This window comes from Streptomyces sp. NPDC048623 (assembly GCF_040650755.1).
Lineage (GTDB): Bacteria > Actinomycetota > Actinomycetes > Streptomycetales > Streptomycetaceae > Streptomyces.
Genome location: NZ_JBEZHV010000002.1, coordinates 43953 through 58327 on the forward strand (window position 1 = coordinate 43953; position 14375 = coordinate 58327).

Genomic DNA, 14375 nt, shown 5'->3' on the forward strand with positions numbered 1-14375 from the left:
CGGACACCGAGTCGGCGGCGCCGGCCACGGCGGCGGAGCCGCCCGTAGAGGAGATGCCCACGCCGGCGCCCGCGCCCGTGAACCCCGACCCCTTCGACCAGGACGACCTGCCCACCGCGCCCGGCGCGACCGGCCGGCTGCTCCGCTCGCTGCTCGCCGCGCACCGGGCGCGCGTCGCGGTCGCCGCGCTGCTGCTGCTCGTACAGCAGGCGGCGCTGCAGGCGGGCCCGTTGCTCGTGGCGTACGCGATCGACCGGGGTGTGCCGGCGTTCCGGGACGGGGACCACGGGCCGCTGATCGTGGTCGCGCTCGGATATCTGGCGTGCGCGGCGGGCGGCGGGCTGCTGCAGTACGCGTTCGTACGGGCGGCGGCGCGGATCAACCAGGACGTGCTGCTCGACCTCCGCGGGCGGATCTTCCGGCACGCGCAGGTGCTCAGTGTGGACTTCCACGAGCGCTACACCTCCGGCCGGCTGATCTCCCGGTCGACGACGGACGTCGAGTCGCTGCGCGAGCTGCTCTCCGAGGGCCTGCAGGAACTCATCGGCGTCGTCCTGTCCTTCGTCTCGATCTCGCTGATGCTGCTGTGGCTGGATCTGGGGATCGGCGCGGTGGCGGTGGCGTCGTTCGGGCCGCTGTATCTGCTCGTACGGCGCTATCGGCGCCGCTCGGCGGTGGTGTTCGGGGAGCGGTCGACGGCGATCGCCGGGGTGATCGTGAAGTTCGCGGAGACGATGAACGGGATCCGGCCGGTACGGGCGTTCCGCCGGGAGAGGGCGAACGACGCGGAGTTCGCGGCGCTGAACCGGCGGCACGAGCGCAGCAACGGGGACGCGCTCCTGGAGATGGCGCGGTACGTCGTCGGTTCGCGCCTGGTCGCGAACACGGCGGTGGCCGGGATGTGTCTGTGGGGTGCGGTGCGGGTCGCGGACGGCTCGCTGGAGCTGGGCGTGCTCGCGGCGGCGGTGCTGTACGTACGGCGGTTGTACGACCCGATCGACCGGCTCGGGATGTTCCTCAACGCGTACGAGTCGGCGGCGGCCTCGCTCACCAAGATCGCGGGGCTGCTCGCGCAGGAGCCGGGCGTCCCGGAGACGGCGGCGCCGCGGCCGCTGCCGGAGCGGACGGGCGCGCCGGGGCGGGAGGTCGTCTTCGAGGGCGTCCGCTTCGCGTACCGGACCGGCGGCGAGGTGCTGCCGCGCTTCGACCTGACGATCCCGGCCGGGCAGACGGTGGCGGTGGTCGGCGCGACCGGTGCGGGCAAGTCGACGCTGGCGAAGCTGCTCGCCCGGTTCTACGACCCGACGGACGGGCGGGTGCTGCTCGACGGGGTCGACCTGCGGGACCTGGCGACGCCGGAACTGCGGCGCGGGGTGGTGATGGTGACGCAGGAGGCGTTCCTGTTCTCGGGCACGGTCGCGGAGAACATCGCGATCGGGCGGCCGGACGCGAGCCGCGCGGAGATCGAGCAGGCGGCCAAGGCGATCGGCGCGCACGACTTCATCGCGGGCCTCCCGGACGGTTACGACACGGACGTGCGCAAACGTGGCGGCCGCATCTCCGCGGGCCAGCGCCAGCTGGTCGCCTTCGCCCGCGCGCTCCTCGCGGACCCGGCCGTCCTCATCCTCGACGAGGCGACCAGTTCCCTCGACGTCCCCGGCGAGCGCGCCGTCCAGCGCGCCATGAACACGGTCCTCGCCGGCCGCACGGCCGTCGTGATCGCCCACCGCCTCTCCACGGTCGAGGTCGCCGACCGCGTCCTCGTCATGGACGCGGGCCGCCTCGTCGAGGACGGCACCCCCGCCTCCCTGGTCCGCGGGGACGGCCACTACGCGGGCCTGCACCGGGCGTGGCGGGACAGCCTGGTGGGCTGACGGTTCGCGGCTGGGGTTCCGCGGCTCCCGGAGCCGTACCCGAACGCCCCCGTACCGGAAAACCGCAGGTCACACCCGTGTACGGCGTGCCGGTCGCACGAGTACACTCGCGCGCCGTGACACATCAGCCGCCCTATCTCGCCATCGCCGACGAGATCGCCCGCCGGATCCGCTCCGGCGCTCTCGCGCCGGGTGACCGGGTGCCGTCGACGCGGGCCATCACCCGGGAGTGGGGGGTCGCGATGGCCACGGCGACGAAGGCGCTCGCCGCGCTGCGCCGGGAGGGTCTGGTGCGGCCGGAGCCGGGAGTGGGGACGGTGGTCGTCGCGGTGCCGGCGGACCGGTCGGCGGCGCAGCTCAGCCGGGGGCGGATCGTCGCCGCGGCGATCGGACTGGCCGACGCGGAGGGGCTCGGCGCGCTCACGATGCGGCGGCTCGCGACGGTTCTGTCGGTGTCGACGACGGCGCTGTACCGGCATGTCCCGGGCAAGGGCGAGCTGGTGCGGCTGATGACGGACGCGGTGTGCGCGGAGCTGCCGCTGGGTCCGGTTCCGGCCGACTGGCGTACGGGGCTCGACCGCGGCGCGCGCTGGCTGCGCGGGGTGTACGCGCGGCACCGGTGGATGGCGCACGCGATGGCGGGTTTCATGCGGCCGGTCGCCGCGCCGCACGCGCCGGCGTACACGGAGTGGGTGCTCGCGGTGCTGCGGTCCACGCCGATGACGGCGGGGCAGAAGCTGCACAGCCATCTGGCGATCTTCGCCTATGTCCAAGGGGTGGGAATGGCGGAGGACTTGGAGGAGCGGGCGCGCCAGGAGACGGGCTTGTCGGGCGAGGAGTGGAGGGAAAGGAATGAGCCACGGTTCGACGCGATCCGGTCGGCCGGTTCCTACCCTCTCCTCAACGCCCTGACAGAGGAGGGCGGTTTCGCGCTCGACCTGGAGTCGCTCTTCGAATTCGGCCTCAGGAGAACGCTCGACGGCATCGCCGTCATGATCGGTGAAACGTCCGCTTAACGAACAGCCCCCTTCGGCCAGCGGACGAATTCCGGCCAACTTGTTGACGCGCTCCTGACAGGTGCGGTCCACACCTGTCACTCTTCCCCCGGCCCTTCGCAAACGCGTTCAGCCGTTCACCCGCACGTGCTCCACAGCTCTCTCTCTTTGCTCCGCCCGGACGGCCCCACCCAGCCGGCCGGTACCCCCCTCGCAAAAGGAGTCTGCGTGAGATCCACGCCCAGCCGTCGCGCCACCGCGACCGGCGCTCTGATCGCTGCCGCCGCCATGATCGCGGTCGGCGTCCAGACCGGTTCCGCCACCGCCGACCAGCTCGGCGCCGCGCCCCAGGCGCAGGCGGCCGGCAAGGCCAACCCCGGCAAGCTGCCGGCCGACCTCTCCCCGGCCAAGCGCGCGGAGCTGATCCGCGCCGCCCAGGCCGACACCGCCGCCACGGCCAAGCAGCTCGGCCTCGGCGCCCAGGAGAAGCTGGTCGTCCGCGACGTGGTCCAGAGCCGCGACGGCTCGACCCACACGCGCTACGAGCGCACCTTCCAGGGCCTCCCGGTGCTCGGCGGCGACCTCATCGTCGAGGAGACCAAGGCCGGCGCCACCGCCTCGGTGACCAAGGCCACCCGCGCGGACATCACCAAGGTCGACGTCGCCGCGGCGACCGTCGCCCCGGCCGCCGCCGAGAAGCAGGCGCTCGGCCGTGCCAACGCCGAGGGCGCCAAGTCCCCCAAGGCGAGCACCGCCCCGCGCAAGGTCGTCTGGGCCGCGAACGGCACGCCCGTCCTCGCCTACGAGACCATCGTCGGCGGTCTCCAGCACGACGGCACCCCGAACGCGCTGCACGTGATCACGGACGCCAAGACCGGTGCCAAGCTCTACGAGTGGCAGGCCATCGAGACCGGCGTCGGCAACACCATGTACAGCGGCCAGGTGACGCTCGGCACCGCCCCGTCGTACAGCCTCACCGACACGACGCGCGGCAACCACAAGACGTACAACCTCAACGGCGGCACCTCCGGCACCGGCACGCTGTTCACCAACAGCACCGACACCTGGGGCAACGGCCTGGCCTCCAACAAGGAGACCGCCGGCGCCGACGCGCACTACGGCGCCGCGCTCACCTGGGACTACTACAAGAACGTGCAGGGCCGCACCGGTATCCGCGGTGACGGTGTCGGCGCGTACTCCCGGGTCCACTACGGCAACGCGTACGTCAACGCGTTCTGGGACGACTCCTGCTTCTGCATGACCTACGGTGACGGCACCAGCAACACCCACCCGCTCACCTCGATCGACGTGGCCGCGCACGAGATGACGCACGGTGTCACCTCCGAGACCGCGGGCCTGAACTACAGCGGCGAGTCCGGCGGCCTCAACGAGGCCACCTCGGACATCTTCGCGGCGGCGGTCGAGTTCTACGCCAACAACGCCACCGACCAGGGCGACTACCTGGTCGGCGAGAAGATCAACATCAACGGCGACGGCACCCCGCTGCGCTACATGGACAAGCCGAGCAAGGACGGCGCGTCCAAGGACTACTGGTACTCGGGCATCGGCAACGTCGACGTCCACTACTCCTCGGGCCCGGCGAACCACTGGTTCTACCTGCTCTCCGAGGGCAGCGGCGCCAAGACGATCAACGGCGTGAGCTACAACTCGCCGACCTCGGACGGCCTGCCCGTCACCGGCATCGGCCGGGACAAGGCCGCGCTGATCTGGTTCAAGGCGCTCACCACCAAGTTCAGCTCGACCACCAACTACGCCGGTGCCCGCACCGGTACGGTCGCGGCGGCCACCGAGCTGTACGGCGCGGGCAGCGCCGAGGTCACGGCCGTGGAGAACGCCTGGGCCGGCATCGCCGTCGGTTCCCGCCCGGGCGGTGGCGGCGGTGGCGGCACCGTCTTCACCAACGACACCAACGTCACCATCCCGGACTACCCCGGCACCGCGGTGACCTCCTCGGTGACCGTCACGGGCATCAGCGGCAACGCGCCCAGCAACCTGGCGGTCGGCGTGGACATCGTCCACACCTGGATCGGTGACCTCGTCGTGGACCTCATCGCCCCCGACGGCTCGGTCTACAACCTGCACAACCGGACCGGCAGCAGCACCGACAACATCCAGCAGACCTACACCGTGAACGCCTCCTCCGAGGTCGCCAACGGCACCTGGAAGCTCCGCGTCCAGGACAAGGCCTCTGCCGACACCGGCTACATCAACAGCTTCAAGCTGACCTTCCCGTAAGGGAGGCCGCGGCGCAGCCGCGCTGACAACGCATCACATCGACGGTCCCCGGGGCGGCTTCGCCCCGGGGACCGTCTGTTGCGTTCCGGGTACCCGCGCCCCTCAGCGCAGCAGCACCCCCGCCCCCTCCCCCGTCGTCTCCGCCGGGAGCACGGCCAGCCCCAGCTCCGCCGGGTGGGCCAGCAGGGGGTGTGCGGGAAGGACGCGGACCGTGCAGCCGAAGGGGCCCGTGCGGGTGAGGGAGAGGGTGCCCGCGTAGGGGTGGCGGGCGTCCAGGTCCGGGCCGCCGGTGGGCTTGAGGACGACGGTGCGCGGGTCGAGCAGGCGGTCGTCGGCGTCCACGCGGCCGGTCACGGCCTGCACCTCGACGTCCTCGGGGCGCAGTTCGCCGAGGGCGACCCGGACCCGGACGGCCGGGGTCGCGCCCAGTTCCGCGTCCCGGAGGTCGTCGCCGACCTCCACGTGGTCGACCGACACCTTGGGCCAGGCGGCCCGTACCCGGGCCTTCCAGGCGGCGAGTTCGCGGGCCTCGTCGGGGCCGAGCGCCCGGTGCGCGGCGGCGGCGGGGGCGTACAGGCGCTCCACGTACTCCGTCACCATCCGGTCGGCGAGCACCTTGGGGCCGAGGTCGGCGAGGGTGCGCCGGACCATCGCGGTCCAGCCGGCCGGCACGCCGTCGGGGCCCCGGTCGTAGAAGCGGGGCGCGACGCGGCGCTCGATCAGCTCGTAGAGCGCGGCGGCCTCCAGGTCGTCGCGGCGCTCCTCGTCGAGCGCGGCGGCGCCGTCGGCGGTGGGGATGGCCCAGCCGAAGTCCGGCTCGAACCACTCGTCCCACCAGCCGTCCAGGACGGACAGATTGAGACAGCCGTTGAGCGCGGCCTTCATGCCGCTGGTGCCGCAGGCCTCCAGGGGGCGCAGCGGGTTGTTCAGCCAGACGTCGCAGCCCGGGTAGAGGCCGCGGGCCATGCCCATGCCGTAGTCGGGCAGGAAGACGATCCGGTGCCGCACCCGCGGGTCGTCGGCGAACCGTACGAGCTCCTGCACCAGCTTCTTGCCGCCGTCGTCGGCCGGGTGCGCCTTGCCCGCGACGACCAGCTGCACCGGCCGCTCGGGGTGCAGGAGCAGCGCCCGCAGCCGGTCCTTGTCGCGCAGCATCAGGGTGAGGCGCTTGTACGAGGGGACGCGTCGGGCGAAGCCGATGGTGAGGACGTCGGGGTCGAGGACGGAGTCGGTCCAGCCGAGTTCGGCGGCGGCCGCGCCGCGCTGCCGCCAGGAGGCCCGCAGCCGCTGCCGTACGTCGAGCACGAGGCGTTCGCGCAGGGTGCGGCGCAGCTCCCACAGCTCCCGGTCGTCCGCGTCGGGGCCGAGCGCGGCGACCTCGGGGGCGGTCCAGGTGGGGGCGTGCACGCCGTTGGTGACGGAGGTGAGCGGGAGTTCGGCGGCGTCGAAGCCGGGCCACAGGCCGGCGAACATGGCGCGGCTGACGGAGCCGTGGAGGGTGGACACGCCGTTGGCGCGCTGGGCGAGGCGCAGACCCATGGCGGCCATGTTGAAGACGCCGGGGTCGCCGCCGAGCGGGGTCTCGTCGCCGAGGGCGAGGATCCGGCCGGTGTCGACGCCGGGCAGCGCGCCGTCCTCGCCGAGGTGGCGGGCGACCAGGGCGCGGTCGAAGCGGTCGATGCCGGCGGGCACGGGGGTGTGGGTGGTGAACACGGTCCCGGCGCGGACGGCTTCGAGGGCGGCGTCGAAGTCGAGCCCGGGGCGGTCGCGGTCGTGGTCGCGCCCGTCGGCCGCCGGTTCCGCGAGTTCGCGGATGCGTTCCAGGCCGAGGAAGCCGGCGTGGCCCTCGTTGGTGTGGAAGACCTCGGGCGCGGGGGTGCCGGTGAGGCGGCCGTACGTACGGAGGGCGCGGACGCCGCCGATGCCGAGCAGCATCTCCTGGAGCAGCCGGTGCTCGCTGCCGCCGCCGTACAGCCGGTCGGTGACCTCGCGTTCGCCGGGTGCGTTCTCCTCGACGTCCGAGTCGAGCATGAGCAGGGGTACGCGGCCGACCCGGGCGAGCCAGATGTGGGCGTGCAGGCTGCGCCCGCCGGGCAGGGCGAGGGTGACCCGGGCGGGGGCGCCGTCGGGCTCGCGCAGCAGGGAGAGCGGGAGTTCGCCCGGGTCGAGCACCGGGTAGTGCTCCTGCTGCCAGCCGTCGCGGGAGAGCGACTGCCGGAAGTAGCCGTGGCGGTAGAGCAGTCCGACGGCGATCAGCGGTACGCCGAGGTCGCTGGCGGCCTTGAGGTGGTCGCCGGCGAGGATGCCGAGGCCGCCGGAGTACTGCGGGAGGGCGCCGGTGACGCCGAACTCGGGCGAGAAGTAGGCGATCGAGGCGGGCAGGTCGCCGGGCCGGCCCTGGTACCAGCGGGGTTCGGTCAGATAGCGGTCGAGGTCGTCGGCCGCGGCGCGCAGCCGGGCCAGGAAGTCCGGGTCGGCGGCGAGCGCGGCGAGCCGGCCGGAGTCGATGGCGCCGAGCGCGCGGACGGGGTCGCCGTCGGCGGCGCGGAACGCCTCGGGGTCGACGGCCCCGAAGAGTTCGCGGGTGGGGTCGTGCCAGGACCAGCGCAGGTTGCGTGCCAGGTCGGCGAGGGGTCGCAGGGTGTCGGGGAGGACGGGACGCACGGTGAACCGACGGATTGCCTTCACGCGTTCCACCTTCGCAGGAGGTGACGGAGCGGGGCGGAAGCACCACGCTGTGCGTCCGCCGTGTTCCGTGACCGGACGTTAGAGCACGTACAGGGCGGCGCGCCACGGCGCGTGGTGGCGCGAGCCGAAGGCACGGCGGCGCGGCGATGAGTTCTCCCGTCCCGGGGAGTCTCATCATCGACACCACACCCATCGCTCGGCCCGGAAGGAACACCACCTCATGGCACGGCAACTGCTGAAGGTCCAGAACTTCAATGTCTCCAGCGACGGGATCGCGGCGGGCGAGGACCAGTCCCTGGAGCACCCGTTCGGCAGCCACATCGACCCGGCGCGGATCTTCGCCTGGTGCGGGGCCACGGCGAGCTGGCCGACGCGTACCGAGGAGGGCGGCAGCCGGGGCCTGGACGACTACCTGGTCCGGGACTTCTCGCACAACATCGGCGCCGAGATCATGGGCCGCAACAAGTTCGGGCCGCAGCGCGGCCCGTGGCAGGACCTGGAGTGGCAGGGCTGGTGGGGAGACGAGCCGCCGTTCCACACCCCGGTGTTCGTGCTGACCCACCACCTTCGCCCCTCGTTCACGCTCTCCGACACCACCTTCCACTTCGTGGACGCCGACCCGGCCACGGTCCTCCGGCAGGCGCGCGAGGCGGCCGACGGCAAGGACGTACGCCTCGGCGGCGGGGTCACCACGATCCGGGAGTTCCTGGACGCCGACCTGGTGGACTCCCTGCACGTGGCGGTCTCGCCGGTGAAGCTCGGCACCGGCCTGAAGCTCTGGGAGTCCCCCGAGGAACTCCTCGACCGCTTCCACCTGGACGTGGTCCCGAGCCCCAGCGGTGTCACCCACCACCTGTTCTGGCGGAAGTGACCGGGAGACAGGTCCCGGAAGAGACCGGCCCCGTCCCCCTGCGGACGGGGCCGGTCTTCCGTCGTCTTCTTGTCCGGGAGTCGTTCTTGCCCGATTCGCTACGCCCGAGTAGTTAACAAAGCTCCGGATTGCCCACCCGATATCCGGGGGAAGGCTCCTTCTCGTACCCCGCTGCACCCCTCCGAGACCCGCCATCCGAGTGAACGCGCACGGGAGTGGCCATGCCCTCAACTCCCCGGCCGTCGACGGAGCTAGAAAGAGCGCACACCACCCGCACCCTCGCGAACCTCAGGTGATGCCGTGAACCCGCTCATGGGACGTATTCCCGTCCTGGACGTCCGCCCGTCGGTCGACTGTGGCCGCCGCCCCGCGAAGGCGGTGGTGGGCGAGACCTTCGAGGTCACGGCCACCGTCTTCCGGGAGGGGCATGACGCCGTCGCCGCCAATGTCGTGCTGCGCGGGCCGTCCGGGCGGCCCGGGCCCTGGATCCCGATGCGGGAGCTGGCGCCGGGCACGGACCGGTGGGGCGCCGAGGTCACGCCGGATGCCGAGGGCCCGTGGACGTACACCGTCGAGGCCTGGAGCGATCCGCTCGCGACCTGGCGGCACACCGCGAAGATCAAGATCCCGGCGGGGATCGACTCCGAACTGGTCCTGGCCGAGGGCGCGGAGCTGCACGAGCGGGCCGCGAAGGGCGTGCCGAAGAAGGGCGGCGGCCGGGAGGCGGTGCTCGCGGTCGCGGACACGCTGCGCGACGAGTCCCGGCCGGCGGCGGTGCGCCTGGCGGCGGCCCTGGCGCCGCGGGTGGTGGAGGCCCTGGACCGGCATCCGCTGCGTGAACTGGTCAGCCAGTCCCCCGCGTTGCCGCTGCGGGTGGAGCGGGAGCGGGCCCTGTTCGGCTCCTGGTACGAGTTCTTCCCGCGTTCCGAGGGCGTACGGAAGGTCCGCGGCCGGACGAAGCCGGGCACGTTCCGCACGGCGGCGAAGCGACTTCCGGCCATCGCGGCGATGGGCTTCGACGTGGTGTACCTGCCGCCGATCCACCCGATCGGCGTGACCCACCGCAAGGGCCCGAACAACTCGCTGTCGGCGAGCCCCGAGGACGTGGGCGTGCCGTGGGCGATCGGCTCGCCGGAGGGCGGGCACGACGCGGTCCACCCGGACCTGGGCACGATCGAGGACTTCGACGCGTTCGTGGCGAAGGCGCGCGAGCTGCGGCTTGAGATCGCGCTCGACTTCGCGCTGCAGTGCTCGCCGGACCACCCGTGGGTGGAGAAGCATCCGGAGTGGTTCACGCGCCGGCCCGACGGCTCGATCGCGTACGCCGAGAACCCGCCGAAGAAGTACCAGGACATCTATCCCATCGACTTCGACGGCGCCGGCGACCGCATGGACGGGATCGTGGCGGAGACGGTGCGGGTACTCCGGCACTGGATGGACCACGGGGTGCGGATCTTCCGGGTCGACAACCCGCACACCAAGCCGGTGGTGTTCTGGGAGCGGGTGATCGGCGAGATCAACGGCCGGGACCCGGACGTGATCTTCCTGGCGGAGGCGTTCACCCGCCCCGCGATGATGCACGCCCTCGGCTCGGTCGGCTTCCAGCAGTCGTACACCTACTTCACCTGGCGCAACACCAAGGCGGAGCTGACCGAGTACCTGACGGAGCTGTCCGGGGACGCGGCCGCGCACATGCGCCCGAACCTCTTCGTGAACACCCCGGACATCCTGCACGCCTATCTCCAGCACGGCGGCCGGCCGGCCTTCGAGGTGCGGGCGGTGCTCGCCGCGACCCTCTCGCCCGCCTGGGGCATGTACGCGGGGTACGAGCTGTGCGAGGGCACCGCGCTGCGGGACGGCAGCGAGGAGTACCTGGACTCGGAGAAGTACCAACTCCGGCCGAGGGACTGGGAGTCGGCGGAACGCTCGGGCGCCTCGATCGCCCCGCTGATCACGAACCTGAACCGGATCAGGCGCCGCAACCCGGCGCTGCGCCGGCTGCGGAACCTGACCTTCCACGCCACCGACAACGACGCCGTCATCGCGTACGCCAAGCGCTCGGACGCGAACACCGTCCTGGTGGTGGCGAACCTCGACCCCCACCACACCCAGGAGGCCACGGTCTCGTTGAACATGCCGGAACTCGGCCTCGCCTGGCACGAGACCGTGCCGGTGCGCGACGAGCTCACCGGCGAGACCTATCACTGGGGCAGGGCCAACTACGTACGCCTGGAACCGGGTGTCACACCCGCGCACGTACTCGTCCTGCGACCGTCCCCGCAGACCGGAGGGTCACCCACGTCATGACAGTCAACGAACCCGTCCCCGACACCTTCGAGGACACCCCCGCCCGGGACCGCGACCCCGACTGGTTCAAACGGGCCGTCTTCTACGAGGTCCTGGTCCGCTCCTTCCAGGACAGCAACGGCGACGGTGTCGGCGACCTGAAGGGCATCACGTCCCGTCTGGACTATCTCCAGTGGCTGGGCGTGGACTGCCTCTGGCTGCCCCCGTTCTTCAAGTCCCCGCTGCGGGACGGCGGCTACGACGTCGCCGACTACACGTCCGTGCTGCCCGAGTTCGGCGATCTCGCCGACTTCGTGGAGTTCGTGGACGCGGCGCACGCGCGCGGGATGCGCGTGATCATCGACTTCGTCATGAACCACACGAGCGACGCGCACCCGTGGTTCCAGGAGTCGCGCAGCGACCCCGAGGGCCCTTACGGGGACTACTACGTCTGGGCCGACGACGACAAGCAGTACCCGGACGCGCGGATCATCTTCGTCGACACCGAGACGTCCAACTGGACCTTCGACCCGGTGCGCAAGCAGTACTACTGGCACCGCTTCTTCTCCCACCAGCCGGACCTCAACTACGAGAACCCGCGGGTGCAGGAGGAGATCCTTTCGGCCCTGCGCTTCTGGCTGGACCTGGGCATCGACGGCTTCCGGCTCGACGCGGTGCCGTACCTGTACCAGGAGGAGGACACCAACTGCGAGAACCTGCCCGCGACCCACACCTTCCTCAAGCGGGTGCGCAAGGAGATCGACGAGCACTACCCGGACACGGTGCTGCTCGCCGAGGCCAACCAGTGGCCGGAGGACGTCGTCGACTACTTCGGCGACTTCCGCTCCGGCGGCGACGAGTGCCACATGGCCTTCCACTTCCCGGTGATGCCGCGGATCTTCATGGCCGTACGGCGTGAGTCGCGCATCCCGGTCTCCGAGATCCTGGCGAAGACGCCGGAGATCCCGTCCGGCTGCCAGTGGGGCATCTTCCTGCGCAACCACGACGAGCTGACGCTCGAGATGGTCACGGACGAAGAGCGCGACTACATGTACGCCGAGTACGCCAAGGACCCGCGGATGCGGGCCAACATCGGCATCCGGCGGCGGCTCGCCCCGCTCCTCGACAACGACCGCAAGCAGATGGAGCTGTTCACCGCGCTGCTGTTCTCGCTGCCGGGCTCGCCGGTGCTCTACTACGGCGACGAGATCGGCATGGGCGACAACATCTGGCTCGGCGACCGGGACGGGGTGCGCACCCCGATGCAGTGGACCCCGGACCGCAACGCGGGCTTCTCGTCCTGCGATCCGGGCCGGCTCTTCCTGCCGGCCATCATGGACCCGGTGCACGGCTTCCAGGTGACCAATGTGGAGGCGGGGATGGCCTCGCCGTCCTCGCTGCTGCACTGGACGAAGCGGATGATCGAGATCCGTAAGCAGAACCGCGCGTTCGGGCTCGGCTCGTACGCCGAACTGCCGTCGTCGAACCCGGCGGTGCTCGCGTTCCTCCGTGAGGATGGCGACGATCTGGTCCTCTGCGTGAACAACTTCTCCCGGTTCGCGCAGCCGACGGAGCTCGATCTGCGCCGCTTCGACGGGGTGAAGCCGGTCGAGCTGATCGGCGGGGTGGAGTTCCCGCCGATCGGCCAGTGGCCGTATCTGCTGACCCTGGCCGGGCACGGGTTCTACTGGTTCCGCCTCAAGCGATCCTGAAGTACCGTCATTTCAGTTCTGTCCCGTGTGAGGCGGTTTCCACCGCCTCATGCCGGGTGGGTACGTACGGGCCTTCTTGCCGGGCCCGTACGGATCTTCCCCTCCGACACGTCCCGCACAGCCGGACAGCCGAAGCCGCCATCCGGGACAATCTGCGCATTTGAACGCATACGAACCCACCGTGCGCACCCCGGGGAAAGGACGCGATGCCATGCCGGAGACCGCCGCATCCACTACCCGGGCTCCCGACGCCCTCCTTCCGTCGCTCACGCCCCTGCTGCACGCCTGGCTGCCCCGGCAGCGCTGGTTCGCCGGCAAGGGCCGCCGGGTCACCGGATTCACCCTGGACGCGGCCACCGAGCTCCTTCCGCTGGACGGCACCGGGCCCGGTCTCCTCCATCTGCTCGTACGGGTCGAACAGCCCGGCCGCCCGGCCGGAACGCCCGCCGACTGCTACCAGTTGCTCCTCGGGGTGCGGCCCCAGCTGCCGCCGCGCCTCGCCCCCGCCATGATCGGGCGGATCCGTCAGGGCCCACTGGCGGGCCGGGCGGTCTACGAGGGGCTGCGCGACCCGCGGCTCGCCGGACTGCTCTACGAACGGCTGCGCTCGCCCGGCCGGATCGGCCCGCTGCGCTTCCACGGCACGACCCCGCTGCCGCCCGCGCTCGCCCCGCGGATGCTCGACGCCGAGCAGTCCAACTCCTCGCTCGTCTACGGCGATTCGTACATCCTCAAGATCTTCCGGCGGGTCAGCCCGGGCGCCAACCCGGACCTGGAACTGCCGCTCGCGCTCGCCCGGGCCGGCTGCGAGCGGGTCCCGGCGCCGGTCGCCTGGTTCGAGACCGAGCAGGCCACCCTCGGTGTGCTGCAGCCCTTCCTGCGCGGCTCGCGGGACGGGTGGCGGCTCGCCCTGGACGCGCTCGCCGACGGGCGGGAGTTCACGACGGAGGCGCGGGCCCTCGGCCGGGCCACCGCCGAGGTGCACCTCGCCCTGGCCACCGCCCTGCCCACCGAGCATCTCCGGCGGGACCGGGCCGCGCACCTGGCCGCCGCGATGGACGCCCGGCTGCACGCCGCCGCGCAGGCGGTGCCCGCGCTCCTGCCGTACGTCCCGGGGCTGCGGGCCGTCTTCGCCGCCGCCGGCGACGCGGGCGGCGCGACCCCGCTCCAGCGCATCCACGGCGACCTGCACCTGGGCCAGACGCTGCGCGGCTCGGACGGCGCGTGGGCGGTCATCGACTTCGAGGGCGAACCCGCGAAGCCGCTGGCCGAGCGGCGCAGCGCGCAGCCCCCGGTCCGCGACATCGCGGGCATGCTCCGCTCCTTCGACTACGCGGCCCGTACCCACCGCCCCTGGAACGCCGACTGGGCGGCCCGCTGCCGCGCCGCCTACTGCACCGGCTACGCGGAGGCGTCGGGGTCGGACCCCCGCGACCACCCCGCCCTCCTGCGCGCCTACGAGACCGACAAGGCCGTCTACGAGGTCCTCTACGAGGCCCGCCACCGCCCGGACTGGCTGCCGGTCCCGATGGCGGCGGTGGAACGCCTGGCGGGGGGAGCGTGACCCCGCACGCGTCGCAACGACGCCCTCCCCGCGCGGGCGCAGCCCGCAGGGGGCGGCGCCCGATCGGAGCAGTGGCGGGGGGTGGGACGCGGCCCGCGCGGGGCGACGCCCGTTCGGCCGAGTGTCCGC

At 72.1% G+C, this 14375-nt stretch carries 8 protein-coding genes; 7 read left to right on the plus strand and 1 reads right to left on the minus strand.

The genetic code is table 11. The annotated features are described in order from the left end of the window. Positions 1 to 53: 53 nt before the first annotated feature. The 3 genes from AB0C73_RS03235 to AB0C73_RS03245 all read left to right on the plus strand — a co-directional run bounded on the left by AB0C73_RS03235 (position 54) and on the right by AB0C73_RS03245 (position 5125). The gene (locus AB0C73_RS03235) at positions 54 to 1874 is read left to right on the plus strand and encodes an ABC transporter ATP-binding protein (RefSeq protein WP_362524697.1); all 1821 of its coding nucleotides are present in this window, start codon (positions 54 to 56) and stop codon (positions 1872 to 1874) included. Between the two features lie 116 nt (positions 1875 to 1990). After that, on the plus strand, positions 1991 to 2890 hold the full coding sequence (locus AB0C73_RS03240; protein WP_362523943.1) for a TetR/AcrR family transcriptional regulator C-terminal domain-containing protein: 900 nt from the start codon (positions 1991 to 1993) through the stop codon (positions 2888 to 2890). A gap of 207 nt (positions 2891 to 3097) precedes the next feature. Further along, a complete protein-coding gene (locus tag AB0C73_RS03245) occupies positions 3098 to 5125 on the plus strand; it encodes a M4 family metallopeptidase (RefSeq protein ID WP_362523945.1) in 2028 nt (675 codons plus the stop codon). 102 nt (positions 5126 to 5227) lie between these two features. Here AB0C73_RS03245 and glgP read toward each other — a convergent pair whose 3' ends face one another. Further along, positions 5228 to 7813, minus strand: coding sequence for an alpha-glucan family phosphorylase (glgP, locus tag AB0C73_RS03250; protein WP_362523947.1), 2586 nt, complete (start codon positions 7811 to 7813; stop codon positions 5228 to 5230). A gap of 220 nt (positions 7814 to 8033) precedes the next feature. Between glgP and AB0C73_RS03255 the strand changes: the two genes are divergently transcribed. The 4 genes from AB0C73_RS03255 (at position 8034) to AB0C73_RS03270 (ending at position 14246) form a co-directional block, all read left to right on the plus strand. Next, on the plus strand, positions 8034 to 8684 hold the full coding sequence (locus AB0C73_RS03255) for a dihydrofolate reductase family protein (RefSeq protein ID WP_362523949.1): 651 nt from the start codon (positions 8034 to 8036) through the stop codon (positions 8682 to 8684). Between the two features lie 312 nt (positions 8685 to 8996). Further along, a complete protein-coding gene (locus AB0C73_RS03260) occupies positions 8997 to 10991 on the plus strand; it encodes an alpha-1,4-glucan--maltose-1-phosphate maltosyltransferase (protein ID WP_362523951.1) in 1995 nt (664 codons plus the stop codon). Then, a complete protein-coding gene (gene treS / locus AB0C73_RS03265) occupies positions 10988 to 12682 on the plus strand; it encodes a maltose alpha-D-glucosyltransferase (protein WP_362523953.1) in 1695 nt (564 codons plus the stop codon). Before AB0C73_RS03260 ends, treS begins: the two co-directional genes overlap by 4 nt. Before the next feature lie 211 nt (positions 12683 to 12893). Continuing rightward, the gene (locus tag AB0C73_RS03270; RefSeq protein WP_362523955.1) at positions 12894 to 14246 is read left to right on the plus strand and encodes a maltokinase; all 1353 of its coding nucleotides are present in this window, start codon (positions 12894 to 12896) and stop codon (positions 14244 to 14246) included. The last annotated feature ends 129 nt before the right edge of the window (positions 14247 to 14375 follow it).